Source organism: Mesorhizobium sp. BR1-1-13 (assembly GCF_020165515.1).
In the GTDB taxonomy this organism is placed as follows: Bacteria; Pseudomonadota; Alphaproteobacteria; order Rhizobiales; family Rhizobiaceae; genus Mesorhizobium.
Genome location: NZ_JAIUIH010000019.1, coordinates 1 through 22,387, shown reverse-complemented (window position 1 = coordinate 22,387; position 22,387 = coordinate 1). Strand labels below are relative to the sequence as shown.

Below are 22,387 nucleotides of genomic sequence, written 5' to 3'. Positions count from 1 at the left end.
GCCGGCGTTGAATACACTCAACTTCAGCTTCGCAGTTGGAGCGCCAAATCAGTCCTGGTGCAAAATGAATTCCAGGTAGAGATTGCGCTGTAGGATCGAGTGATTGTCGTCGGAGATCAGCGACACCATCAGCGCGCCGTCTTCGCGCGTCCAGACGTCGAGCCCTTCCATATTGTCGATCTGGTAGCCCATATCGGCTTCCAGCAGCGCCGGACCGTCGGCGACCGCGCCCTTCTCCACGGTCTCGCCATCAATGCGCCGCAGCCGCATCTTGAGGCCTCCTGCCATCGTGAAACTGCGCTCCAGCAGCAGAAGGTCGCCGTCCGGCAGGAAGGCCCCATCGGTGATGTCGAAATCGCCGTTGCGCTTGACGGTGAAGACGCCCTTGTGCGGACCATCGATGATGGCGGCATAGATGTTGCCGGCCTTGTCCAAGCTCTTTTCCGACACCACGACCAGGCCGCCTTGGTGGCGGCCATTGGCATTGGCGTGGGTGACGGTCTCGAAGCCTCGGTTCCGGCGCAACTCCCATGCCGGAACCAGGAAATCCATCCGCCTGAACGGCGCCTTCATATCGTCGGGGCCAATTTTGAACTGGGCGACGCGATGGTTGCGCTCGAAACCTACGGTGGCAATGCCGTCCTTGACGGAAAGCCCCTCGGCATCGACTTCCGATTTCTCGTCGATCGGCTGGCCCGATGCATCGACCATCTGTTCCATGCGGAAGTCCCGGATGCCTGACGGGCGCTTGTCCGCATCATGGGTCACGGTGCCGAAGAACCAGAATCCGGTATCGGCGACGCCGACGAAGTCGCGACCGCCTTTCAGGAAACGGAAGGCCGACAGGGCGCCGAAATCGCGCGATGGCGATGTCATCTCCAGCCCGCCGACGAATTCGAGTGGACCGAATTGCTTGTCGGCATGGCCTATACGGAATTCGGTGATCGGGCGGGCCGAGACCTCGACCGGTTCAACCGAGGTCCCGCTGGCCGAACTGGATGGCACCGGGGCTGCACCGGCAAACAGGGCGATGGCGGCGAAAAGTGCTTGTCGAAATCCGCCGCGCGAAAAGATCATCCGGCGCGCCGCATGGCGCCGCGCCGCGTATCGCGTGCGCTTTCCTCGGCGAACAGCGAAGCCAGTTGCTCGGTCATGGCGCCGGCCAGTTCCTCGGCATCGACGATGGTGACGGCGCGCCGGTAGTAGCGGGTGACGTCATGGCCGATGCCGATGGCAAGCAGCTCGACCGGCGAGCGCGTCTCGATCAGCTCGATGACGGCGCGCAGATGGCGCTCGAGATAGTTGCCCGGATTGACCGACAGCGTCGAATCGTCGACCGGCGCGCCGTCGGAGATCATCATCAGGATCTTGCGCTGTTCGGGTCGGGCGATCAGCCGGTTGTGCGCCCACAGCAGCGCCTCGCCGTCGATGTTTTCCTTGAGCAGGCCCTCGCGCATCATCAGTCCGAGATTGCGCCGTGCCCGCCGCCAGGGATGGTCGGCCGACTTGTAGATGATGTGGCGCAGGTCGTTCAGCCGGCCCGGATTCGGCGGCTTGCCGTCCTTCAGCCACTTCTCGCGGGCCTGCCCGCCTTTCCAGGCGCGCGTGGTGAAGCCCAGAATCTCGACCGAAACGCCGCAGCGTTCCAGCGTGCGCGCCAGAATGTCAGCGCAGGTGGCGGCCACGGTGATCGGCCGGCCGCGCATGGAACCCGAATTGTCGAGCACCAGCGTCACCACCGTGTCGCGGAATTTGGTGTCGCGCTCCTGCTTGAAGGACAGCGGCTGCATCGGATCGATGACGACGCGCACCAACCGTGCCGGGTCGAGATAGCCCTCTTCCAGGTCGAAATCCCACGACCGGTTCTGCTGCGCCATCAGGCGGCGCTGCAAACGGTTGGCCAGCCGGCCGACGACGCCGGACAGGTTGGCGAGTTGCTTGTCGAGGAAAGCGCGCAGCCGGTCGAGTTCTTCTTCCTCGCAAAGCTCCTCCGCCCCCACCGTCTCGTCGAAAGCTGACGTGAAGACCTTGTAATCGATCTCCTTCGGCAGGTTGGTGAAAGGGTTGTCGTTGCGGCGCGCCTCGCCCGGCGTCTCGGCATCGGCATCGTCATCGTCGGACAAATCGTCGGCAGTGGCGTCGGAGGCTTCGGTCTCTGCCGACTGCTCGTCGTCAGCGGAAGCCTCGGCATCCTCGGACTGCGACTGTTCGGAGCCGGAATCGTCCTCGCCGCCTTCCTCGCTCTGTTCCTCGCCTTGCGGCTGGTTGTCGTCATTGTCCTCCGAGTCTTCGGTCTCCTGGTCGTCGCCGAGTTCCTCGGCCATTTCCATGGAGGCGAGCATTTCACGCACGACGCGGGCGAAGGCCTGCTGGTCGTCGAGCTTGGACGACAGCCCGTCGAGGTCGGCGCGGGCCTTTTCCTCGACCCAGGGGCGCCAGAGCTCGACCAGCCGCTCGCCGCTCTTTGGGATCGGCCGGCCGGTCAGCTTCTCGCGCACCATCAGCGCCAGCGCCTCCTCGATCGGCGCGTCGGCCCTGTCCTTGACGTCGACGAGATTGGCCTTGGCGTATTTGTCCTCCAGCATCGAGCCTATATTGTCGGCGACCCCTTGCATGGCGCGGCTGCCGATCGCCTCGACGCGCGCCTGCTCGACCGCGTCGTAGATGGCGCGGGCCGCCTTGCCTTCCGGCGCCAGCCTGCTGTGGATGCGCACGTCATGGCAGGCGCGCTTCAGCGCCATGGAATCGCCGAGGCCGCGGGTGATGGCTATATCGGTCTTCGACGCTTTCTTCGGCAGCTCGGGCAATCTTGCCCGACTGCCGGCCAGCGCCGGACGATCCTTGGCGAAGCCGACTTCCAGCTCCTTGTCGCCGGCGATGGCGCGCATGCAGACGGTGACGGCGCGCTTGAAGCTGTCGGCTTCAGAGCCCGTCTTCGACTTGTTGCGCGTATTGTCGCCCGGACCCGCCATCGAGGCTCTGCTTAGCCCAGCACCACATTGGCGGCGCTCTCCGGCAGATCCTCGCCGAAGGCGCGCTGGTAGAATTCCGCGACCACGGAACGCTCCAGTTCGTCGCATTTGTTGAGAAAGGTCAGCCGGAACGCCATGCCGATATTGCCGAAGATCTCGGCATTCTCGGCCCAGGTGATGACGGTACGCGGGCTCATCACCGTCGACAGATCGCCATTGATGAAGGCCGATCGCGTCATGTCGGCGACGCGCACCATCTTGTTGACGATGTCCTTGCCTTTGCCGTCGCGATAGTGCTTGGCCTTGGCCAGCACGATGTTCACTTCATTGTCGTGCGGCAGGTAATTCAGCGTGGTAACGATCGACCAGCGGTCCATCTGCGCCTGGTTGATCTGCTGGGTGCCGTGATAGAGGCCGGTGGTGTCGCCCAGCCCAACCGTGTTGGCGGTCGAGAACAGCCGGAACGCCGGGTGCGGACGGATGACCCGGCTCTGGTCGAGCAGCGTCAGCCGGCCAGACGATTCCAGCACGCGCTGGATGACGAACATCACGTCCGGACGGCCGGCGTCATATTCGTCGAAGCACAGCGCGACATTGTGCTGATAGGCCCAGGGCAGGATGCCGTCGCGGAATTCGGTGATCTGCAAGCCGTCCTTGACCACGATCGCGTCCTTGCCGACGAGATCGATGCGGCTGACATGGCTGTCGAGGTTGACGCGCACGCAAGGCCAGTTGAGGCGGGCCGCGACCTGCTCGATATGGGTCGACTTGCCGGTGCCGTGATAGCCCGAGACCATGACGCGCCGGTTGTAGGCGAAGCCGGCGAGGATCGCCATCGTCGTCGCCTTGTCGAAAAGATAGTCGGGATCGATGTCGGGCACATGTTCTGATGTCACCGAATAGGCCGGCACCACCATCTTGGAGTCGAAGCCGAATTTGTCCTTCACCGACACCGTGGTGTCGGGCAGGTTGGCGATGTCGCGATCGACCTTGTTCATCTCTATCCACGTCTCCACGGGCGAAATGCCTGATTTCGCCGGCAATCGATTTTGTCCGGGGGCGGTCTTAGAGCCTTTTCCACCCTTATGAAAGTTGGAAACGACACGAACCGTTGGGTTGCTCAGCACAAACCCGCCTGCTTGAGCACGCGATAGGCCTGGAGCACATCGCGGAACCGGTCTTCCGAACCTCTGTCGCCGCCATTCGCATCCGGATGGTGACGCTTCACCAGTTCCTTATAGCGCGCCTTGATCTCCTTGCCAGTCGCCTTTGTATCAAGGCCAAGCGTTTCCAGCGCCTTGGCCTCAAGCGGCTTGGCCTTGCGCTCGCGCACCTCGCGCGGATCCTTCGGCCCCTTGAACAGGTCGAACGGGTCGCGCATGCGGTTGTAGTAGCCAGCGCGGCCGGAGCGCATCTGCGCCATATCGGGCGACGAGCGCGTCGAGGCGCCATTGACTCCCATCTTCCAGGTCGGCCGGTGGCCTGTCATCGCCTCCTTCTGGAAACGGGCGACCTCGGTGTCCGGCACGCCGGAAAAGTAGTTGAAGCCCTTGTTGTACTCGCGCACATGGTCGAAGCAGAAGCGGAAATACTCTCCCTCCTTCATGCGCCCGACCGGAGCGCGGTGGGTGCCCGCCTCCTTGCAGCCATCCCACTGACAGACCGGCGCGTGCGACTTCAGCTCCGCGTCCTTCTCCTGGCGGATGCGGATCTTCTCGAAATATTTGGGATACGGCTTCATCTAACCCATTTATGGGGCGTTCGCAGATGCGAAACAAGAATTGACATTTTCGCGATGATCGCCCTAACCGCTGAATCGCGGCATAAAGCGGGCGAAGGACCGATTTTGTTGTAGCGCGGCATGCAACGAAGTCGGTCCGGCTTCCGCGATCCCGCTGGCGATATGTGGTGAAGGGAGACGGCAATGTCCATACAGGCAACCATGGAAGACAAGCTGAACAAGGCATTTTCGCCGGAGCGGCTGGTCGTCATCAACGAAAGCCATCTGCACGCCGGCCATCATCATCTGGAATCTGGCCACCAGGCTACGTTCGACGGCACCGGCGAGACGCATTTCCGCGTCCGCATCATTTCGCAGAACTTTGCCGGCATGAGCCGCATCGAGCGCCATCGCGCGGTCAACGCGCTGTTGGCCGACGAATTGAAGGCAGGCCTGCACGCGCTGGCGATCGAACCGGCGGCTCCCGGCGAAAAGACGCGCTGGTAGGCCGGTCCTCCTCGCTCCTCGCGGTGACGTTCAGAGCTCCGTTTCGATGCCGCAATCACCCAACCGCCGATTTCAGGAATGCCAGTGCCGCCCCGGTCAAGGCGTCGCCATCCTCGCCGAAATCGCGGTTGATCGACATATGCGTATAGGCGCTGCCGTCGAACAGCGTCACCTTGGTGCCGGTGGCGCGCAGGCGCTCGGCAAAGGCCTTGGAGTCCTCGCCCCGGCCCGAAGCGCCTGAGTAGGCGATGAAGGTCGGCGGGTGCTTGCGGCCATCTACATGACTGGCCGGCGACAACGCCGCCCATTGCGCGGGATCGGGGAAGGCCCGTGCATAGGCCCGCGCCATACCGCCATTCCTGGCAAGTGCGGTGAGGTCATAGGCCCTGGTGTCGTCGAGAAGCAGTGCGGCGACACCCGGCAGACCGCCACGCATGCCGGTCAGCGCAACGAGGTGACAACCGGCCGAATGGCCCATGGCCACGATCCGCCTGGCATCGCCGCCATGCCGGGCAATGTTGGCGCGGACAAAGGCATAGGCCTTTTCGACATCGTCGGCCTGGGTGGCGACCTCGGCTTCGGACAGCATGCGATAGTCGATGGAGACCAGGCAGAAGCCGTTGGCGAGCAGGAAGGCCGGCTTTGCGTTGACCTGCGAGCGCTTGCCGGACCGCCAGGCGCCGCCATGGACGAAGAAGACGACCGGCAATCCGCGTGCGCCATCCGGTGCATAGATGTCGAGCTTGGCCGGCCCGTAATCGACGGTTGTCGGCACGGCTTGGCGCTGGCCCCATGCGGCCGATGTGCCCAATGGCAACATCGCCGCCGCGGAGGCCAGAATAAGGCTTCGTCGATCGATCATCGCAGCCTCCCGATCGTGTAGGCTCCGATATTTAGACCAGGAGTGCCCGCAGGCGCCACCTGTGTCCAATTAAGGATTGGCAAGACCCGAACCCGCACGGGGCTGCTCCTCGCGCCGCACAAACCGCGTCAAATGCAACGCTTTTGCCGTTCAGTTCACGAAATCGATATCTGCCCTTGACGGTCTCGTCCGGCCATCACCACCTGAGATATCAGACGAGCATTGCAACAGTGTGCTGTCCAGGGTTCGATGCCAGATGCACGCGCTCTCTTCAATTGGAGGGAACCACAATGCATTCCGGTAGTTGAATGTGATGAGCCGGCGGGCAGCCAGAATGGCTCTGAGGGCAACCATCATGGGTGAGAACCAGTCCGACGTCTTCGATCTGTTTTCGAAGATTTATGCAAACGCGGGCCAGGAAGAAATAAGTCTCCAGCAATATCTCCTTGCTTGCCGAGAAGACAAGTCAATGTACGCCTCGGCGCCGGAACGGATGGTCGAGGCCATCGGCGAGCCGAACCTGGTCGACACCAGCAAGGACGAGCGGCTCGGCCGCATTTTCTCGAACCGCACCGTCAAAGTGTATCCCACCTTCTCCGATTTCTACGGGATGGAGGATACGATTGAACGCATCGCCGGATATTTCCGCTATGCGTCGCAGGGGCTCGAGGAGCGCAAGCAGATCCTCTATCTCCTCGGCCCTGTCGGCGGCGGCAAGTCCTCCCTGGCCGAACGGCTGAAGAAACTGATGGAGGAACGCCCGATCTACACGCTGAAGGCCGGCAATCAGATCAGTCCGATTTTCGAATCGCCGCTTGGCCTTTTCCATCCCGATCGCATGGGCGACCTGCTGGAGGATAAATACGGGATAGCCCGGCGTCGCCTCAACGGTATCATCTCGCCTTGGGCCGCCAAGCGGCTTGATGAATTGTCTGGCGACATTTCCAAATTCAGCGTGGTGAAGTTGATGCCTTCGCGGCTGCGCCAGATCGCCATCGCCAAGACGGAGCCTGGCGACGAGAACAATCAGGATGTCTCGGCGCTGGTTGGCAAGGTCGACATCAGGCAATTAGAGGACTTCAGCCAGTCCGATCCGGACGCCTATTCCTATAGCGGCGGACTGAACCGGACCACGCAGGGCCTGCTCGAATTCGTCGAGATGTTCAAGGCGCCCATCAAGGTCCTGCATCCGTTGCTGACGGCGACCCAGGAAGGCAGCTATAACGGCACCGAGAATTTCGGCGCCTTCCCCTATCAGGGCATCATCGTTGCCCATTCCAACGAATCGGAATGGCAGCAGTTCAAGAACAATAAGAACAACGAGGCCTTTCTCGACCGCATCCTGGTGGTCAAGGTGCCGTATTGCCTGCGGATCACCGAAGAAAGGCATATCTACGAGAAACTGTTGCGCGAGAGCGAACTGGCCGGCAGCCCCTGCGCACCGGAAGTGCTGGACATTCTCAGCCGGTTCACGGTCTCGACCCGTCTTGCCGAGCACGACAATTCGCCGCTCTACACCAAGATGCGCGCCTATGACGGGGAAAATCTCAAGGAGGTCGATCCCCGGGCCAAGTCGGTTCAGGAATATCGCGACGCCGCCGGCGTCGACGAGGGCATGACCGGCGTAAGCACGCGCTTCGCCTTCAAGATCCTGTCTCAAACATTCAACTATGACACCAACGAGGTCGCGGCAGATCCGGTGCATCTGATGTACATCCTGGAAGAGGCAATCAAGCGCGAGCAGTTCCCAAAGGAGACGGAAGCGAGCTATCTCGAATTCATCAAGTCGGAACTCGCAACGCGCTATGCCGAGTTCATCGGCCACGAAATCCAGAAAGCCTATCTGGAATCATACAGCGAGTATGGCCAGAACCTCTTCGACCGCTATATCGCCTATGCCGATGCCTGGATCGAAGATCAGGACTACAAGGATCCCGATACCGGCCAGATCCTCAATCGCGAGGTATTGGACAAGGAATTGTCGCAGGTCGAAAAACCGGCAGGCATCGCCAACCCCAAGGATTTCCGCAACGAAGTGGTCAAGTTCACGCTGCGTGCCCGGGCGCGGAACCACGGCCGCAACCCGTCATGGACAAGCTACGAAAAGCTTCGCGAGGTGATCGAGAAGCGCATGTTCGGCCAGGTCGAAGACCTCCTGCCGGTGATCAGTTTCGGCTCCAAACAGGACAGCGTCACGGAAAAGCGGCACAATGAGTTCGTGCAGCGCATGGTGGAGCGCGGCTACACCGAACGGCAGGTGCGCCGGCTTGTCGACTGGTATATGCGCGTGAACAAGGCGGGCTGAGAAAAGCTCGAACGGTTCCATGCCGATTTTCATCGACCGCCGCCTCAATCCGAAGGACAAAAACCTGGGCAATCGCCAGCGCTTTCTCAGGCGCGCGCGGGAAGAGCTCAAGCGGAGCATCCGTGACCAGATAAGGACGGGCCGGATCGCCGATGTGGACAGTGGGCATGCCGTGCCGATGCCTCATAGAGGCACCAGCGAACCGACCTTCAGTGATGCCAGGGACAGCGGCCGGCGCCAGCACATCCTGCCAGGAAACAGAACGTTCATTCCCGGAGATCTGGTGCCCAAACCCGGACAGGGCGGCGCGGGTTCCTCGTCGCCGGGAAACACGGCATCCGAGGACGACTTTCGCTTTATGCTTTCGCGCGAGGAAGTGCTCGACCTCTTTTTCGAGGACCTCGAACTGCCGGATCTGGTCAAGCTCAATCTCAAGCAGATACTCGCATTCAAGCCAAGGCGGGCAGGTTTTGCGGCAACAGGATCCCCGACCAACATCAATGTCGGGCGCACAATGCGAAACAGCCACGCCCGCCGGATCGCGCTTGGGCGCCCAAAGCAGCCGGAGCTGGATGCGATCCTCCGGCAGCTCGCCAAATTGGAATCGAAGCCGCCAAATGCCGCGACCCGCGAACGCATCTTGACTTTGCGGGAGGAACTCGAGCGGCTGGAGCGCCGCCGAAAGCGGATTGCCTTTGTCGATCCCGTCGACATCCGCTTCAATCGCTTCGACCCGCAGCCGGTGCCGAATGCCAGCGCCGTCATGTTCTGCCTGATGGACGTCTCCGGGTCGATGGGCGAGCGCGAGAAGGATTTGGCCAAGCGCTTCTTCGTGCTGCTGCACCTGTTCCTGACCCGCCGCTATGAGCGCACGGAGATCGTCTTCATCCGCCACACGCACGAGGCCCAGGAGGTGGACGAAGAGACATTCTTCTACTGCACGCAAAGCGGAGGCACGGTCGTTTCCACCGCGCTTGAGGAAATGCAACGCATCATAGAACAACGCTATCCGGCCACGGAGTGGAACATCTATGCCGCTCAGGCTTCGGACGGTGACAATTTCGCCACCGACTCGCAGCGCTGCATAGAACTGCTCCACGGCAAGCTTATGCGCATGTGCCAGTATTTCGCCTATGTGGAGATCATCGACGAACGCGAAAGTCATATTTTCGGCTCGACCGAAAATGGCACCTCGCTCTGGCGCGCCTATAGCGCCGTCGAGCAAAAATGGCCGAACTTCCAGATGAGGCGCATCGCCGCTCCGGCCGATATCTACCCGGTATTTCGCCAGCTTTTCGCCAGGCAGCCGGCTATGGCCAAGAGCGCGTAAGGGGTGCCGGATGGCTGGCCAGGCCAACAAATCGGGGTTGCTTTTCTCCGGATCCGACTGGGATTTCAAAAAGCTGTCGCGGGTCTATGAGGAGATCGAGGCGATTGCGGTCGACCAGCTTCATCTCGACACCTATCCGGTGCAGATGGAGGTCATCTCTTCCGAGCAGATGCTCGACGCCTACTCGTCGGTCGGCATGCCGCTGATGTACCGGCATTGGTCGTTCGGCAAGCATTTCCTCTACAACGAGCTTCTCTATCGCAAAGGCGGTCGCGGGCTGGCCTATGAATTGGTCATCAATTCCAATCCCTGCATCGTCTACCTGATGGAGGAAAACACCATGGCGCTGCAGGCCTTGGTGACCGCCCATGCAGCACTTGGACACAATCACTTCTTCAAGAACAATTACCTTTTCCGCCAATGGACGGATGCCGGAGGGATCCTGAGTTATCTGGACTTCGCCAAGGGCTACATCGCCCGGTGCGAGGAGCGGCACGGCCTGGCCGCCGTGGAAGCCATTCTCGATTCCGCGCACGCGCTGATGGAGCAAGGCGTGTTCCGGTATCACCGGCCGCCGAAACTGTCGTCGGAGCAGCAGCGCGAGGGACTTCGCGAGCGCCTCGAATATGAGGAGCGTTCCTACAATGACTTATGGCGCACCCTGCCGCCGGCGCAGGGCGCCGACAACTCCGAAGCGGGCGATGAAGGCGTGTCGGAACGGAAGAAATCGCTCAATCTGCCCGAGGAAAACCTGCTCTATTTCCTTGAGAAGAACAGCCTTGTCCTCGAACCCTGGCAGCGCGAGATCCTCAGGATCGTCCGTGTCATTGCGCAGTATTTTTACCCGCAGCGGCAAACCCAGGTGATGAACGAAGGCTGCGCCACTTTCGTGCACTACACGCTCATGAACATGCTGTTCGACCGTGGCCGGATCACCGAAGGCGCGATGCTCGAAATCCTGCGCAACCACTCGAACGTGATCTTCCAGCCATCCTTCGACGACCAGCGGTTTTCCGGCATCAACCCCTACGCGCTCGGGCTTGACATGATGCAGGACATTCAGCGCATCTCGACCGAGCCGACAGCCGAAGATCGCGACTGGTTCCCGGACATAGCCGGCCGTGGCGACTGGCTTGAGACGCTGCTCGACGCCTGGGCCAACCACCGCGACGAATCCTTCATTCGTCAATATCTCAGCCCGACCTTGATACGAAAATGGCGGCTCTTTGTGCTGGCCGATGGAGCCGACCAGCCGCACTACGAAGTCGCATCGATCCACAACGAGCGCGGCTACAACAACATACGCGCCGCACTGGCCCACAGCTATGATGTGGGCGCGAGCCGGCCCGACATCCAGGTTGTGGACGTGGACCTGCTCGGCGACCGGCATTTGCGGCTACAGCACAAGGTGAAGAATGGCGTCGTGCTGGAGAATGACAGCCGCGACGCGACCCTTCGTCATATCCGGCGCCTCTGGGGCTATGAAGTCAGCCTGGCGGCCGTCGACGCCGACACCGACGCAATGGTCGGCGAACGCTCGACCAAGGACTGCTGAGCATCAGGGATGACGCGGTTCTGCGTGTCTGCGACACGATGGACCGTTCAGCTGTCGCCTGCCGGCCTGATCCTGAGCCTGGCGACGCGGTTCTTGTCGCGTTTCATGACGATGAAACGCTTGCCGTGGAAGGTGAAGGCCTGCTTCTCCTCGGGAATCGACTGCGTCTCGTGGATGACGAGGCCGGCGATGGTGGTTGCCTCCTCGTCCGGCAGGTCCCAGTCGAGCGCCCGGTTCAGGTCGCGGATCGGCACGGTTCCGTCGACGACGACGGAACCGTCCGCCTCCTGCTTGACGCCCTGTATGTCGACATCGTGCTCGTCGGCGATCTCGCCGACAATCTCCTCGATGATGTCCTCCAGCGTCACCAGCCCTTCGACCTCGCCATACTCGTCGACGACGACGGCGAAATGCGCCTTGCGGCGCAGGAAGGCGTTGAGCTGTTCCTGCAATGTCGTCGTATCGGGCACGAACCAGGGCTTTGACGCGATCTTCATCACATCGATCCGGGAGAAGTCGTTGCCGACATCGTTGAGGGCGCGCAGCAGGTCCTTGGCGTGCAGCACGCCGACAATGTTGTCGAGCGACCCCTTCCACAAAGGCATGCGGGTGTGCGGGCTCTGCAGGATCTCGCGCACCACGGCTTCCGGTGCATTGTCGGCATTGACCGAGCGCATATTGGTGCGGTGGACCATGACGTCGGAGACTTCGAGCTCCTCGAGGTCGAACAACCCGCCGATGCGATCGCGCTCCTCGCGCACCACCTGGCCGTCGCGGCGGAAATCGTCGACGGCGCCGCGCAGCTCGTCCCCGCTCGAGCGCTGCGGCTCGATGCGCGACAGTTCATAGCCCAAAGCGGCAAGCAGGCGCGTGCGCATGGCGACGGCCAACAGGATGAGGACGGCAAGGACAGCGACGACGATCCAGCCGGCCCCGTTCATTTCGGACGGCTCTCTTGCCTGTCCGGACGGCTTCCTTGCCGGCCCGGACGGCTTCCCATCCCGCTCGGGTGGTTCTCCCTGAGGAACGAGAGCACTTCCGAGGCCGGCACGTCCTTCGCGATGAAGGCCTCGCCGATGCCGCGCGTCAGGATGAAGGTCAGCGCGCCGCGCGACACTTTCTTGTCCTGGGTGATGAAGCCAAGCAACGCATCGGCGTCGGGCAGTTCGCCCGGAATGTCGGCCATCCGCCACGGCAGTCCCACCATGTTGAGATGCGCCTCGACGCGCGCCGCATCGTCTGGACTGGCCAGGTTGAGCCGCGACGAGAAGCGATGCGCCAGCGCCATGCCGATGGCGACTCCTTCGCCATGCACGAGGCGGGCGCCGTCATATCGGGTGGCGGCCTCCAGCGCATGGCCGAAAGTGTGGCCGAGATTGAGGAGCGCGCGGTCGCCGGTCTCGAACTCGTCGCGGGCAACGACATCCGCCTTGGCGCGGCAGGCCTCGGCGATGGCCTCCACCCTCTCCGGTCCGCCGGCGAACACGCTGGCCCAGTTTTTCTCCAGCCAGGCGAAGAATTCGGGCCGGTCGATCAGCCCGTATTTGGCGAGTTCGGCGTAGCCGGCGCGAAATTCGCGGATCGGCAGCGTATCGAGCACTCCGGTATCGGCCAGCACCAGCTTCGGCTGGTGGAAGACGCCGACCAGGTTCTTGCCGCGCGCGCTGTTGATGCCGGTCTTGCCGCCGACCGAGGAATCGACCTGCGCCAGGAGCGAGGTCGGGATCTGCACGAAGTTCATGCCGCGGCGCACGATGCCGGCGGCAAAGCCGGCCAGGTCGCCGATGACGCCGCCGCCGAGGGCGATGACGACATCGCCGCGTTCCAGCTTCGCGGCCAGGACGCCGTCCACCACCTCTTCGAGATGCGCGAAACTCTTGGTTTTCTCGCCGGGCGGCAGCGTGATCACGGCGGGCTCGATACCGCTCTCCAGCAGGCCGGCCTTCAGCGCATCGAGATGCGCCGCCGCGACGTTTTCGTCGGTCACGACCGCGGCGCGTCGGCCCGGCAGGCGGCGCGACATCTCGGCGCCGGCGCGCGACAAAAGCCCTGGCCCGATCAGGATGTCGTAGGCCCGCTCGCCAAGTCCGACCTCGACGGCAACGGCAGCAGAGGCGCTCATGGTTCGACCTCGCCCGCGGGAGTGGTCTGGGCGATATCGAAATGCCGGCACAGCGCCTCCACCACCTCGGCCGCGATGACTTCCTTTCGGTCGTCGCGGGTCGGCACGGTGACGTCCGATGTCGCATAGACCGGATAGCGTTCACTCATCAGCCGTTCGAGCACGCCACGCGGATCGGGGCTCTTCAGCAGCGGCCGGTTCTGTTTCTTGGAGACCCGTTCCATCAAAAGGTCGAGCTCGGCCTTCAGCCATACCGACACGCCATGCGCCGCTATCGCCTCGCGCGTCTGTGCGTTCATGAAGGCGCCGCCGCCGGTCGACAGCACCTGCGGGCCGTTTTCCAGCACGCGCAGGATGACGCGCTGCTCCAGCGCCCGGAACTCGGTTTCGCCATAGCGTTCGAACAGTTCCGGAACGGTCATGCGCGAGACGCTTTCGATCTCCTGGTCGCTGTCGATGAAAGGCAACGCCAGCACGGTGGCGACCTTGCGGCCGATCGCGGTCTTGCCGGCGCCCATCAGGCCGACAAAGACGATGGAGCGGCCGCCAAGCCTGCCCAGCAGCGCGGCATGGCTCCCGCCCGGAGGATTTGCTGGTAGCGCGTTCATCAGCCTCGAAGCCCTCTTTGCCGGCGTATCGACATGAAAAGCCCGGTTGCGTCAAGCGCACTGAGGCAGGCTGGCCTCCCGCGGGCGAGGAACCGGCTGCATTGGAAGTTGCCGGCGCGCTTCAGCTTCTTGCTTGAATTGGCCGGATTGGCGTCCCATAAGGGCACAGGGTTTGGAAACGCAGAACAAGAAGACGGGCGAAGATTGATGCCGACACTGTTTCGCCTTGTCGTGATATCAGCGATTCTGGCGGGCATCGCCTATGGTACGATGTTCGCGTTGGTGATGTTCGTCGAGCCGAAAAAGGCGGAAATGAGCGTGCGCATCCCTGCGGAAAAGCTGAACCCAAAGAAAAACTGAGCCCGAAGAAAAACTTCAGGAAATGAACAGCGCTGCCCGCATCGAAGCCTTTCTGGAGATGATGAGCGCCGAGCGGGGTGCCGCCGAAAACACGCTTTCCTCCTATCGCCGCGACCTCGATGACGCTTCGCAGGAGATCCCTGGCGGTCTTGCCGGCGCCGGCGCCGCGGACATCCGCGCCTATCTCGACGACATCGCCGCACGTGGCTTCGCACCGACATCGCAGGCACGCAAACTGTCGGCGATCCGCCAGTTCTTCAAATTCCTCTACGCCGAGGGCCTGCGCGGCGACGACCCGACCGGCACCCTGGACAGCCCGAAAAAAGGCCGCCCGCTGCCGAAGACTATGAGCGAGGCCGACACCGGCCGGCTGATCGACCGCGCCGCGCAGGAGGCCGGCGATGCCGGGCTCGGCGACAGCGACAGGCTGGCGGCGCTGCGTCTGCACGCGCTGGTCGAAGTGCTTTATGCGACAGGCCTGCGTGTTTCGGAACTGGTCGGCTTGCCGGTGACGGTGGCGCAACGCGACGACCGTTTCTTCATGGTGCGCGGCAAGGGCGACAAGGAGCGCATGGTGCCGCTGTCGGCCAAAGCGCGCGCGGCGATGCGGGCCTGGCTCGCCGCCCGGGCCATGGTGCCCGCTTTCGCCGACAGCCCGTTCCTGTTTCCTGTCGCGTCGGACAGCGGCTACCTCTCGCGCCAGGTCTTCGCTCGCGACCTCAAGGGGCTGGCGGCCCGGGCCGGCATTGCCTCGGCCAAGGTCTCGCCGCATGTGCTTCGCCATGCTTTCGCCAGCCATCTCTTGCAGAACGGGGCTGATCTCAGGGCCGTGCAGCAACTGCTTGGCCATGCCGACATATCGACGACGCAGATCTATACCCATGTGCTGGAGGAGCGATTGGTGCGGCTGGTCAACGATCATCACCCGCTTGCCGACTAGACCTCATATCGCTATGTGAGGGCGACGTTCCATCGCCCGGAGCCCCGGATTTCAGGGTCCCGCCAGTCTTTGCTTCCGACGTATCGGTCCGCTCAAGCATGTACAACTACCTCGATTTCGAAAAGCCGGTGCAGGATCTGGAACTCAAGATCCTGGAGCTGAAGAAGCTTGCCGAGAACGGCGAGGCGGTCGATGTCGCCGACGAGATCAGCAGGCTCGAGAAGCGGTCGCGCGATGCGCTGCGCGATCTCTACAAGGCGCTGACGCCGTGGCAGAAGGTGCAGGTGGCGCGCCACTCCGACAGGCCCCACTGCGTCGACTACATCAAGGGCCTGTTCAGCGATTTCACGCCGCTCGCCGGCGACCGCAATTTCGGCGAGGACCAGGCGATCGTCGGCGGCTTTGCCCGGTTCCGCGGCGAACCAGTAGCGATCCTCGGCCAGGAGAAGGGCTCCGACACGGCGAGCCGGCTGAAGCACAATTTCGGCTCGGTGCGCCCCGAAGGCTATCGCAAGGCCGTGCGGCTGATGGAGCTTGCCGACCGCTTCAAGATCCCGCTGCTGACATTGGTCGACACGGCCGGCGCCTATCCCGGAGTCGGCGCCGAGGAGCGCGGCCAGGCCGAAGCCATCGCCCGTTCGACCTCGGCCTGCCTTGCGCTCAAGGTGCCGTCGATTTCGGTTGTCATCGGTGAAGGCGGTTCGGGCGGCGCCATTGCCATCGCGACCGCCAACCGCGTCTACATGCTGGAACATGCCATCTATTCGGTGATCTCGCCCGAGGGCGCGGCCTCCATCCTGTGGCGCGACACGACGCGCTCCAAGGACGCGGCGACCAACATGAAGATCACCGCCCAGGATCTTCTGGAACTGAAGATCATCGACGCCATCATTCCCGAACCGATCGGCGGCGCCCAGCGCGCGCCCGAAACGGTGATTGCCGCGACGGGCGATCTCATCGCCAGGACGATGAAGGATTTTGCCGGCGCCAACATGGATTTTCGCGAGCAGCGCCGCGAGAAGTATCTTGCAATGGGCCGCAGCCTCTGAACACCCCTTTGGCGGCGCAACCGGGCCGCGGCAAGCCGCCTCCACGGCAACGCTCCACGGCAATGTGGCGGCGATGAGCAATTTCGCCACAAAAATGCCGCCGGATTCGGTTCAATGGAATTGCCGCGAGGGGTGGCCGAGGCTTGCGGTAAGGAATTTTCAAGGTTAACGGGCTTACGGTCCGTCTGTGTTCAGCATGCGGGCTCGGCCGTTTCGAAGCCATTGGCCCGAAAGAGAAGACGTAGCCTTATCCATGTTTGCCAAGCTTGCCCGCACCGGAATTCTCATCACCGCGATAGCCGTCGCCGGCTGCAATGATTCGTCGATGAAGGATTTTGCCCCGGAGGCCAACAAGCCTCTGCCCGACAAGATCCTGGCCGACATGAAGGCCAAGGGCATGGTGCGCACCTCCTCGGTGATGGCGCGCATCTTCAAGGAAGAGGGCAAGCTCGAAATCTGGAAGGCCAAGACCAACGGCCGCTACGACATGGTCGCCAGCTACGATATCTGCAAATGGTCGGGCAAGCTCGGGCCGAAATACACCGAGGGTGACCGCCAGGCGCCGGAAGGTTTTTATACCGTGCGTCCGGCGCAGATGAACCCGCGCTCGAACTACCATCTGTCCTTCAACATCGGCTATCCCAACGCCTATGACCGCGCCAACGGCCGCACCGGCTCCAACCTGATGGTGCACGGCGCCTGCTCGTCTTCGGGCTGCTATTCGATGACCGATCCCCAGATCGAGCAGATCTATGCGTTCGGCCGCGATGCCTTCCAGGGCGGCCAGACCGAGTTCCAGATCCAGGCCTTCCCGTTCCGCATGACCGCCGCCAACATGGCGCGCTACCGCAACGATCCGAATTACGAATTCTGGAAGATGCTGAAGGTCGGCTACGACAATTTCGAGATCACCAAGGTACCGCCGAAAGTCGACGTTTGCGAGAAGCGCTACGTCTTCAACCAGGTGGCTCCCGAAGGCACCACATTCAATCCGACCGGCCCCTGCCCTGCATCCACGCAGCCGGATTCGCTGAAAAGCGCCTACAGTGCTTATCAGAGCACGTATGAGGCTGCGTTCAACGGCGCCCTCAAGGCAAGCACGCCGGCGCCCAAGCCCACCATCGCCGGCATCAAGGAAGCCAGCATCGTCTCCGACTGGTCGAAGCGCCGTGCGCGCGGCGAGCGCGTGCCGATCGACCCGCCATCGCTCAATTCGGACGGCTCGGTCACCGAGACGGCGCGCATGGGCCGCATCGATTCGCCCGCCGGCCGCAAGATGGCCGCGCTCGACGCCGAAAAGGCCGCGAAGCAAAAGGCCGAGGAGCAGCGGCTGGCCGCCATAGAAGCTGCCAAGCAGGCCAAGGCGCAAGCGCTGGCCGAAAAGGAAGCCGCCAAGGCGCAGGCGCTGGCCGAAAAGGAAGCGGCCAAGACCGCCAAGGAAGCCCCTGTCGCCACCGCGACGATCGAAGCGCCGGCCGAGCCCGCACCGCCGGCCGAAACGCAGGCCGCGAGTGCCGACGAGAGCCGCGTGACGAGGCTGAAGAACAAGCTGCTCGGCATGTTCGGCGGCTGACATTTTTCGCCGTGACCGACGACACCGTCTACGATCTGAAGGGGCTGAACTGCCCTTTGCCGGTGCTGAAGGCGAAGAAGCGGCTGGCCGGGATGCGGCCCGGCAGCCGGCTCTGGCTGGAAACGACCGATCCGCTCGCCGTTATCGACATTCCGGCGTTCTGCGCCGACGCTGGTCATCATCTCGTAGAGACATCCGCCATATCGGGCGGTCACCGCTTCCTGGTCGAGCGCGGCGAATAGCTGTCGTAAAGATCAGCGTCCCGCGATCGCCAGGGGATTGTTCTCCAGCGCCGCGCGGTCGGGCGTGTCGATCGACGGCCGATTGGTGAAAGCGGCAAACAGTCGCCTTACATACTCTTCGGGCATGTCGAGCGTGATCAGCACCAGCCGGGTGCCGCGCTGGCCGTCCGGCCAGGACGGCAATCGAGCCGGCGGATGCAGGATTTTCTGCACGCCATGCACCACCAGCGGCCGCGACGGATCTTCCTCGAGTTCGATGACGCCCTTCATGCGCAGCAAGTGCTCGCCATGCGTGGAGCGCAAAAGGTCGAGGAACATCTCGATGGCCGAGAACGGCACCGGGCCGTCATGCACCAGGGAATGGGTGCGGATGCGCTGATCGTGCCGGTGCCCCTGGTCATGGTCGTGCCCGTGCCCGGCATAATCATGATGATCGTGGTCATGCATCGCCTCCTCGCCGAGCCAGCGCCGCACGTCGGCGGATTTGGTCGCCGGGTTGTAGAGGCCGCAGTCGAACAGCGCCGCGACACCCGTTTTCGCATCGTCGACAGCCAGCAGTTCGGCGCCCGGATTGATCTGGCGCAGCCGCGTCCGCAGCGCTTCCAGCCCATCCGGACCAGCGACCAGATCGGTTTTGGAGAGCACGATGCGGTCGGCGACGGCGACCTGCTTGACCGCCTCGACATGGGCATCGAGCGTGGCATCGCCGTTGGCCGCGTCGACCAGGGTGATGACGCCGTCGAGCCGGAAAGCTTGGACCAGGGCCGGATGCGCCATGATCGATTGCAGCACCGGGGCCGGATCGGCAAGGCCGGTGGTCTCGACGATGACGCGGGCAAGGCGGGCTATGCGGCCGGTCTGCTGCCGGTCGACCAGATCGGCCAGCGTGTCGACCAGTTCGCCGCGCACCGTGCAGCAAAGGCAGCCATCGGAAAGCTGGATGATGCCGTCGGACGCTTGTTCGACCAGCAGATGATCGATTGCCACTTCGCCATATTCGTTGATGATGACGGCGGTGTCGGCCAGAGCCGGGTCCTTCAGGAGCCGGTTGAGCAGCGTCGTCTTGCCGGCGCCGAGGAAACCGGTCAGCACGGAAACCGGGATGGGAAAACCGCTCATCGGATTCTGTCTTTATGTTTGAGCATGATCTTTCCCGAAAACCGGCCTCCACTTTTCGGGATCATGCTCAGTTCGCGACCTTGACGGGTTGGTCGCCCTGCGCAGCCGAGCCCGCCACCGTCGGGCCGGCGCCGGGCGCCGGTCTGTCGGGCCGCCAGGTCGGAATGGGCACGTCGGCATATTCCTGGCCGCCCTGGGCGAGCATGGCCATCGGTGTCGGGCCGGTCGCGCCGCCAAGCCCCACGGCAACCAGCGTCGGCACGTGGTCGAGCTTTTCCTGGTAGGGCGATTTCGGCACGTTCTTGGCCACGGCGGGCGGCGCCTCGGATTGCTCAGCCGGCGCCTTCTTCTTGCAGATCTCGTCACGCATGTCGTTGGGCGAGATGGTGTCGCCGTAGGGTGCCAGCGTCGCAATGGTGGCCGAGCCAGCGGCAGGCGTGTCGAAACCCTGGTCGAGCAGTTTGGCCGCGGCCTCGGCACGGGTGATCGCCGATTTCTCGCCGAGCACCACCGCCACCAGCGTGCGGCCGTTGCGGGTCGCCGAACCGATCATGTTGAAGCCGGAGGGGCAGACGAAGCCCGTCTTCATGCCGTCGGCCCCGGGATAGCGGCCGATCAACAGGTTGTAGTTGGGGATCGCCTTCTTGCCGACCGCAAGCCCCTCGATCGAGAACCACGGCGCATATTGCGGAAACTCGCGGCGGATCGCCGTTACCAGCACGGCCAAGTCGCGCGCCGTGGTGTACTGGTCCGGCGAATAAAGCCCGTTCGGATTGACGAAATGCGTTCCGTTCATGCCGAGCCGGACCGCCTCGGCATTCATGCGCTCGGCAAAGGCTGCCTGCGATCCCCCGACATTCTCGCCGACGGCCATGGCGATGTCGTTTGCCGACTTGACCAGCATCATCTTCAGCGCATTGTCGAGCCGCATCACCGAGCCTGGCTTGAAGCCCATCTTGCTCGGCGGCTCGGCGGCGGAATGTTTCGTTACCTTGATCGGCGAATCGAGCCGGACCTCGCCGGCCGCGATCGCCCGGAAGGTCACATAAGCCGTCATCAGCTTGCTCAGCGATGCCGGGTACCAGCGTTTGAACGCGTCCTGGTGCTCGAGGATCTTGCCGCTGTTCAGGTCGAACAGCACGACCGGATTGGCCAGCGCCGGCCCGGCCAGCGCCGAGAACGCCACGGCGCCCGCGCAGAATAGTTTGAGGAAATGCCTGTGCCGCATGATCGAATCCGAAATCGCCTCTTGCCGTAGTCGCCCCTGGCTCCGTAAGATTTACGCGATCGCCAGCAAAATGAGTCCGCCCTCAAAACGGACCGCATTGTTGCGGTGCTATTTACTCTATGTGACGTCAACATGGCAAAGTGCCTGACGATCACAATTGCAAGGCAGCGGACCTGCCCCAACAGCGAGATGGAACCATCATGCCAATCCTGAACCGTGCCGCCGAAATGCAGGACGAGGTTGCCGGCTGGCGACGACATCTGCACCAGACCCCGGAACTGAATTTCGACGTCTTCAAGACAGCCGCCTTCGTCACCGAGAAGCTGAAGGCCTTCGGCTGCGACGATGTGGTGACGGGGCTGGGCAAGACCGGCGTCGTGGGCATCATTCGCGGCCGCCAGGGCGAAGGCGCCACCATCGGCCTGCGCGCCGACATGGACGCGCTGCCGCTCAACGAGATATCAGGCAAGCCCTATGCTTCGACCGTTCCCGGCAAGATGCATGCCTGCGGCCATGACGGCCATACGGCGATGCTTTTGGGTGCGGCGAAATATCTCGCCGAGACGCGCAATTTCGCCGGTTCGGTGGCGGTCATCTTCCAGCCGGCCGAAGAAGGCGGCGGTGGCGGCAACGAGATGGTCAAGGACGGCATGATGGAGCGTTTCGACATCGCAAAAGTGTTCGGCATGCACAACATGCCGGGCCTGCCGGTCGGCCAGTTCGCCATCCGTCCGGGCCCGATCATGGCGGCGACCGCGGAATTCACCATCACCGTGAAGGGCCGCGGCGGCCATGCGGCGATGCCGCACGGCACGATCGACCCGATCGTCATCACCAGCCAGTTGGTCGGTGCCCTGCAGACGATCGCCTCGCGCAGCACCGACCCGGTCGAAGCCGTGGTGGTGTCGGTGACCAAGTTCCACGCCGGCGACGCCTACAACATCATCCCGGAATCGGCCGAGATCGCAGGCACGGTGCGCACCTTGCGCAAGGAAATCGCCAAGAAGTCGGAAGAGCGCATCCGCAGCATCTGCGACGGGCTGGCCACGGCTTTCGGAGCCAGGATCGAGGTCGATTACCAGGCGAACTACCCTGTAACCTTCAACCATGCGGAAGAGACGGTCTTTGCGAGCGATATCGCGGCAAACGTCGCCGGCGACGCCCATGTCCATCGCGCCATCCAGCCGGTGATGGGCGGCGAGGATTTTTCCTATATGCTCGAAGCCCGGCCCGGCGCCTTCATCTTCATCGGCAATGGCGATACCGCCGGTCTTCATAACCCGGCCTATGACTTCAACGACGAGGCCATCCCGCACGGCATGAGCTACTGGGTGAAGCTGGCCGAAACCGCGCTCGCCGCCTGAGGCCTGGCGGCGGGGGGGCCGGCCGATTGTGTTCGGCCCGCCCCTTGGCGAAACGATCGGAAGCGGCTATGTGTCGGGCCGCGTGGTCCCGTAGCTCAGTAGGATAGAGCGGCAGATTCCTAATCTGTAGGTCACAGGTTCGATTCCTGTCGGGATCACCAGCATTTCCAAATGCTTAGGTGGAACGGCACCGAGAATGCCGCGCGGTGATTCTTCGCCGAGACCTCTAGGCGCGTGGAGCGCACGATCTCGAAGAACACGATGTCCAGCCGACACTGGAAATCCGCCCCGGTCACAAGTCAGCTTCACCGATGCTTCTCGACGAAAGCTCTGCATGCAGGTGATAGCCGTTCGATCTGGCTTTCAAGGTCGCATTTACCCATCGGTTTCGTCGGGCAAAACCGTGCGTAGTCGCGGCGACATCCCTTGCCCTCGAAAATTTTGAAAGATCTTACCTGCGTAGGGTTTGTTGCGTCGATTGAACTGGGTATCAGCCCGGTTTCGATCTCCATCGCACCGTCACGATTTGAC

Annotated in this window: 21 protein-coding genes and 1 tRNA gene; 11 read left to right on the top strand and 11 right to left on the bottom strand. The window is 62.8% G+C overall.

From position 1 onward, the window contains the following. Positions 1–48: 48 nt before the first annotated feature. The 4 genes from LB533_RS28560 to LB533_RS28545 all read right to left on the bottom strand — a co-directional run bounded on the left by LB533_RS28560 (position 49) and on the right by LB533_RS28545 (position 4,713). Positions 49–1,077, bottom strand: a complete 1,029-nt coding sequence (locus LB533_RS28560; RefSeq protein ID WP_224678756.1) for an esterase-like activity of phytase family protein — start codon at positions 1,075–1,077, stop codon at positions 49–51. Beyond that, positions 1,074–2,972, bottom strand: a complete 1,899-nt coding sequence (gene cobT, locus LB533_RS28555; protein ID WP_224678755.1) for a cobaltochelatase subunit CobT — start codon at positions 2,970–2,972, stop codon at positions 1,074–1,076. Before cobT ends, LB533_RS28560 begins: the two co-directional genes overlap by 4 nt. Before the next feature lie 11 nt (positions 2,973–2,983). Further along, on the bottom strand, positions 2,984–3,970 hold the full coding sequence (gene cobS, locus LB533_RS28550) for a cobaltochelatase subunit CobS (RefSeq protein WP_140500761.1): 987 nt from the start codon (positions 3,968–3,970) through the stop codon (positions 2,984–2,986). Between the two features lie 122 nt (positions 3,971–4,092). Next, positions 4,093–4,713 (bottom strand): J domain-containing protein, encoded by a 621-nt coding sequence (locus tag LB533_RS28545; RefSeq protein WP_140553331.1) that lies wholly within the window; start codon positions 4,711–4,713, stop codon positions 4,093–4,095. Positions 4,714–4,896: 183 nt separating this feature from the next. Between LB533_RS28545 and LB533_RS28540 the strand changes: the two genes are divergently transcribed. Then, entirely contained in the window at positions 4,897–5,199 is a 303-nt protein-coding gene (locus LB533_RS28540; protein WP_140640195.1) for a BolA family protein, read from the top strand. A gap of 55 nt (positions 5,200–5,254) precedes the next feature. Here LB533_RS28540 and LB533_RS28535 read toward each other — a convergent pair whose 3' ends face one another. Further along, positions 5,255–6,061, bottom strand: coding sequence for an alpha/beta hydrolase (locus tag LB533_RS28535; RefSeq protein WP_224678754.1), 807 nt, complete (start codon positions 6,059–6,061; stop codon positions 5,255–5,257). A 355-nt stretch (positions 6,062–6,416) separates the two neighbouring features. Between LB533_RS28535 and LB533_RS28530 the strand changes: the two genes are divergently transcribed. From LB533_RS28530 to LB533_RS28520, 3 genes are read left to right on the top strand one after another with little or no spacing between them, the layout of a single operon-like run. After that, a complete protein-coding gene (locus tag LB533_RS28530) occupies positions 6,417–8,366 on the top strand; it encodes a PrkA family serine protein kinase (protein WP_140640611.1) in 1,950 nt (649 codons plus the stop codon). 19 nt (positions 8,367–8,385) lie between these two features. Then, entirely contained in the window at positions 8,386–9,696 is a 1,311-nt protein-coding gene (locus tag LB533_RS28525) for a YeaH/YhbH family protein (protein ID WP_140640193.1), read from the top strand. A gap of 10 nt (positions 9,697–9,706) precedes the next feature. Continuing rightward, entirely contained in the window at positions 9,707–11,251 is a 1,545-nt protein-coding gene (locus LB533_RS28520; protein WP_140640192.1) for a SpoVR family protein, read from the top strand. 47 nt (positions 11,252–11,298) lie between these two features. Here the strand turns inward: LB533_RS28520 and LB533_RS28515 are convergent, their stop codons facing one another. From LB533_RS28515 to LB533_RS28505, 3 genes are read right to left on the bottom strand one after another with little or no spacing between them, the layout of a single operon-like run. Continuing rightward, the gene (locus LB533_RS28515) at positions 11,299–12,192 is read right to left on the bottom strand and encodes an HlyC/CorC family transporter (RefSeq protein ID WP_140560158.1); all 894 of its coding nucleotides are present in this window, start codon (positions 12,190–12,192) and stop codon (positions 11,299–11,301) included. Further along, positions 12,189–13,373, bottom strand: coding sequence for a 3-dehydroquinate synthase (aroB, locus tag LB533_RS28510; protein WP_140640191.1), 1,185 nt, complete (start codon positions 13,371–13,373; stop codon positions 12,189–12,191). The genes LB533_RS28515 and aroB overlap by 4 nt, the downstream gene beginning before the upstream one ends. After that, a complete protein-coding gene (locus LB533_RS28505; RefSeq protein ID WP_140640190.1) occupies positions 13,370–13,981 on the bottom strand; it encodes a shikimate kinase in 612 nt (203 codons plus the stop codon). The genes aroB and LB533_RS28505 overlap by 4 nt, the downstream gene beginning before the upstream one ends. Positions 13,982–14,188: 207 nt before the next feature. Here LB533_RS28505 and LB533_RS28500 point away from each other — a divergent pair, with 207 nt between their 5' ends. From LB533_RS28500 to LB533_RS28480, 5 genes are all read left to right on the top strand, one after another. Beyond that, a complete protein-coding gene (locus LB533_RS28500; protein ID WP_140553359.1) occupies positions 14,189–14,341 on the top strand; it encodes a histidine kinase in 153 nt (50 codons plus the stop codon). A gap of 22 nt (positions 14,342–14,363) precedes the next feature. Then, positions 14,364–15,281 carry a site-specific tyrosine recombinase XerD gene (locus LB533_RS28495; protein ID WP_224678753.1) on the top strand — a complete coding sequence of 306 codons (918 nt, stop codon included), beginning with the start codon at positions 14,364–14,366 and terminating at the stop codon, positions 15,279–15,281. A gap of 98 nt (positions 15,282–15,379) precedes the next feature. Next, positions 15,380–16,330: an acetyl-CoA carboxylase carboxyltransferase subunit alpha gene (locus tag LB533_RS28490; protein ID WP_140500751.1), complete on the top strand. Its 951-nt coding sequence runs from the start codon at positions 15,380–15,382 to the stop codon at positions 16,328–16,330. Positions 16,331–16,583: 253 nt separating this feature from the next. Further along, complete coding sequence (locus LB533_RS28485; RefSeq protein ID WP_140640188.1) at positions 16,584–17,903, top strand: murein L,D-transpeptidase family protein; 1,320 nt, start codon at positions 16,584–16,586, stop codon at positions 17,901–17,903. A gap of 11 nt (positions 17,904–17,914) precedes the next feature. Then, positions 17,915–18,145 carry a sulfurtransferase TusA family protein gene (locus LB533_RS28480; RefSeq protein ID WP_181169388.1) on the top strand — a complete coding sequence of 77 codons (231 nt, stop codon included), beginning with the start codon at positions 17,915–17,917 and terminating at the stop codon, positions 18,143–18,145. Positions 18,146–18,157: 12 nt separating this feature from the next. Here the strand turns inward: LB533_RS28480 and LB533_RS28475 are convergent, their stop codons facing one another. Together LB533_RS28475 and LB533_RS28470 are read right to left on the bottom strand one after the other, a co-directional pair. After that, entirely contained in the window at positions 18,158–19,264 is a 1,107-nt protein-coding gene (locus tag LB533_RS28475; protein ID WP_140640186.1) for a CobW family GTP-binding protein, read from the bottom strand. Between the two features lie 67 nt (positions 19,265–19,331). Further along, positions 19,332–20,492: a D-alanyl-D-alanine carboxypeptidase family protein gene (locus LB533_RS28470; protein ID WP_140640185.1), complete on the bottom strand. Its 1,161-nt coding sequence runs from the start codon at positions 20,490–20,492 to the stop codon at positions 19,332–19,334. Positions 20,493–20,692: 200 nt separating this feature from the next. On the opposite strand from LB533_RS28470, the gene LB533_RS28465 reads away from it, so the two are divergent. Next, the gene (locus tag LB533_RS28465; protein WP_140640184.1) at positions 20,693–21,856 is read left to right on the top strand and encodes a M20 aminoacylase family protein; all 1,164 of its coding nucleotides are present in this window, start codon (positions 20,693–20,695) and stop codon (positions 21,854–21,856) included. An 84-nt stretch (positions 21,857–21,940) separates the two neighbouring features. Then, positions 21,941–22,017, top strand: a tRNA-Arg gene (locus tag LB533_RS28460). A gap of 144 nt (positions 22,018–22,161) precedes the next feature. Here the strand turns inward: LB533_RS28460 and LB533_RS28455 are convergent. Continuing rightward, on the bottom strand, positions 22,162–22,387 hold a 226-nt coding region (locus tag LB533_RS28455; protein WP_224678752.1), incomplete at its 5' end, for a hypothetical protein.